Annotated in this window: 4 protein-coding genes; 3 read left to right on the top strand and 1 reads right to left on the bottom strand. The window is 50.5% G+C overall.

Annotated elements, in window-relative coordinates; genetic code table 11:
* Positions 1 to 354: 354 nt before the first annotated feature.
* From ACWA6V_RS20105 to ACWA6V_RS20115, 3 genes are read left to right on the top strand one after another with little or no spacing between them, the layout of a single operon-like run.
* Positions 355 to 843: a DUF3465 domain-containing protein gene (locus ACWA6V_RS20105; protein WP_449524160.1), complete on the top strand. Its 489-nt coding sequence runs from the start codon at positions 355 to 357 to the stop codon at positions 841 to 843.
* A 35-nt stretch (positions 844 to 878) separates the two neighbouring features.
* Positions 879 to 1,433 carry a cytochrome b gene (locus ACWA6V_RS20110; RefSeq protein ID WP_449524161.1) on the top strand — a complete coding sequence of 185 codons (555 nt, stop codon included), beginning with the start codon at positions 879 to 881 and terminating at the stop codon, positions 1,431 to 1,433.
* A 4-nt stretch (positions 1,434 to 1,437) separates the two neighbouring features.
* Positions 1,438 to 2,127, top strand: coding sequence for a VIT1/CCC1 transporter family protein (locus tag ACWA6V_RS20115; protein WP_449524162.1), 690 nt, complete (start codon positions 1,438 to 1,440; stop codon positions 2,125 to 2,127).
* On the opposite strand, the gene ACWA6V_RS20120 is transcribed toward ACWA6V_RS20115, so the two are convergent.
* A complete protein-coding gene (locus ACWA6V_RS20120) occupies positions 2,107 to 2,832 on the bottom strand; it encodes a type 1 glutamine amidotransferase (protein ID WP_449524163.1) in 726 nt (241 codons plus the stop codon). The genes ACWA6V_RS20115 and ACWA6V_RS20120 overlap by 21 nt on opposite strands.
* Positions 2,833 to 2,960: the final 128 nt, after the last annotated feature.

Genomic DNA, 2,960 nt, shown 5'->3' on the forward strand with positions numbered 1-2,960 from the left:
GAATACCCGCGACTAGATTGGCGCTGGCGAGCTGAATCCATACTGAAAGCAGCGGGCAATTGGCATCTCTGGTGTGAAGTTCCTTTTTCTGCATTATTAACTTGGCTTGCATCTTGAGCGGTTTGTGGCAGTAACTGAACAACCGACCATTTGGTCGGTAGCCATTAGATAACAGACCAAATGGTCTGTCAATTCGACTTTTGTGAAAAAGTGTGGGGCTCACCAGATGTATTGAGTGCTGAATTAATCTTGGCTTAAGTTTGCGTGGGTAGAGTGCGGCGCGGGCAAGGCAGGCGTTAACAGCGCGTTTGGTCTGGGTTATGCTGCGCGCTCCGCAGTTGTTGAGACTCATCCATGAAGTCGCGCACCAAATTAAAACCGCTAATTGCCCTGTTGGTTTTTGCCCTTGGCCTGGCGCTGCTCAATAACCTTAACAAGCAACAATTGTTGGAATCAGATGCAGCCCAGGCGCAATTGGCGCTGACCGCGCAGGGCGAGAGTGTTGGCGGTGCCGACGTATTAATCGCCGAGGCATTCCGCAACGGGCGATCCAATGTGCAGTTGGGTGGTGAGGGCAGGGTCGCCCGGATTCTTCCTGATGATAATAACGGTAGTCGCCATCAACGATTTTTACTGGAATTGGAGTCCGGCCATAGCCTGCTCATCGCACATAATATTGATCTGGCTCCGCGTGTGGAAAATTTGCGCGAGGGCGAGCAATTGGAATTTTATGGCGAATACGAGTGGAATCAAAAAGGGGGCGTGATCCACTGGACACATCATGACCCAAAAGGTACGCATCCCGGCGGTTGGTTGAAATACCAGGGTCGGGTGTATAAATAAGATCTTCACAATAAAAAACTTGCAGAGGAATAACGATGAATAATCCCAATACTGTTAACCGCTATAGCCCGATTATTATTGGCTTGCATTGGTTTATGTTTTTACTCTTGATCGCTGTGTATGTGACTATGGAATTCCGTGGGATTTTCCCGAAGGGTAGCGATCCCCGTGAGCTGATGAAGGCGCTGCATTTTATGTTTGGTATCACTGTATTGATTTTGGTGGTGGCTCGCTTGGGTGTGCGTCTCTCCAGTCCTACACCGGCAATAGTGCCCACGCCTAAACCGCTCGAAAATGTGCTCGCAAAAATTATGCATTTGTCGCTCTATGCATTCATGATTTTTATGCCGATTGCCGGCTGGATTATTTTAAGTGCTGAAGGTCATGGTGTGCCTTTTTTTGGATTGGAGTTGCCGCCGCTAGTGGGTGAAAATCATGACTTGGCGGAACAAGTTGAGCACTGGCATGGTTTGGTGGGTGAAATTGGTTATTACCTGATTGGCTTGCATGTATTGGCGGGTTTGTTTCATCACTACGTGAAGCGCGATAACACCTTAAAACGTATTTCATTAATCAACAAAGAGTCTTAAGCCTATGCGCCATCGCGAAGGTCACCGTTCCCATCATTCAGGTTGGTTGCGCGCTGCAGTTCTCGGTGCAAACGATGGCATTATTTCTACTGCTAGTTTGATGATGGGTATCGCCGCCGCGCGGGCGGATTCCTCTGCAATTTTACTAGCAGGTGTTGCGGGTTTGGTGGCCGGTGCGATGAGTATGGCGGCGGGCGAATATGTGTCGGTTCGTTCACAGGCAGACACTGAGGCCGCCGATCTTGCACGCGAGACCCATGAACTTGCGACTGATTCGGCGGGTGAGCATCGCGAACTGGAAGAAATTTACGTCGCGCGTGGTTTGGAGCGCGAACTCGCGCGTGAAGTAGCCAAACAATTAATGCTGCACGATGCGCTCGGCGCCCACGCGCGCGATGAGTTGGGTATTACCGATATGTTTAGCGCACGGCCATTGCAAGCGGCGCTGACATCGGCCGCAACCTTTGCAGTGGGTGCGCTGATCCCGTTATTGGTTGTGCTCTTGCATCCTGCGCAATATCTTTCGTTTGCGATTGTGTCTTGCTCGTTACTGGCGTTGGTGTTATTGGGTGGGCTTGCGGCAAAAGTGGGCGGGGCAAATACGTTTATTGGGGCTGCGCGAGTTGGTTTTTGGGGCGCTGCCGCTATGGCCTTAACCGCAGCGGCAGGGCATTTATTTGGCGTGGTGCTCTGAGTTAAGGTGTTGCTCTGAGCCAAAAATGATCGCAATCACTTCACTCATCGCGTGATTAATCTGCGCAAATTTTTCATCGCTTGCGAGAATGGTTTGCGCCGATTGTGTGTAGCGCGAACCATCAATATCCTCCGCACAATGTTCAATTAATGCCCGCGCCGATGCAGGTGTGGTTTCCAAATGAAATTGGAAACCGTAGACCTGATCTTGAAAAACATACGCCTGATTAGCGCAGCCTTCGCTGCTGGCGAGATGCACCGCGCCAGGTGGTAATGCAAATGTATCACCATGCCAGTGAAATACATTCGGGTAGCGCGCAAAGACCTGCGCGATGGGATGTATTGCGGCAGTGGGATTGATAATAATGGGCAACCAGCCAATTTCTTTGTGTGGGTTGCGCGTGACTTTTCCGCCCAGCACATCAGCAATCAGCTGCGCGCCCAAACAAACTCCCAACACGATTTTCCCTGCGGCGATGGTCTCTTTAATCAGGATTTTTTCATCGGCTAGCCAAGGGTAAATTGCTTCATCGTAAATCCCCATGGGGCCGCCCATCACCACTAAAGCATCAAAATCACTCACTGCTGGTGCTAGATCGCCGCGATACCAATGGGTCGTGGTGAGCGCATAACCGCGTGTGCGAAAGTCGCTTGCCATGCTGCCGATATCTTCAAAGGGAACATGTTGCAGGCTGTGAATTCTCATGGATAACTCCTGTTAATGTCGTCGGGCGGGATGTCAGCAGTTGCTGATTATGCAAAATTTCCATCGATTCGGACGGATTAATTCTGTCCAACTGGCGTCAAACCCGCTGATTGTCTGATGATTGGTGT

It is taken from the genome of Cellvibrio sp. (assembly GCF_053579595.1).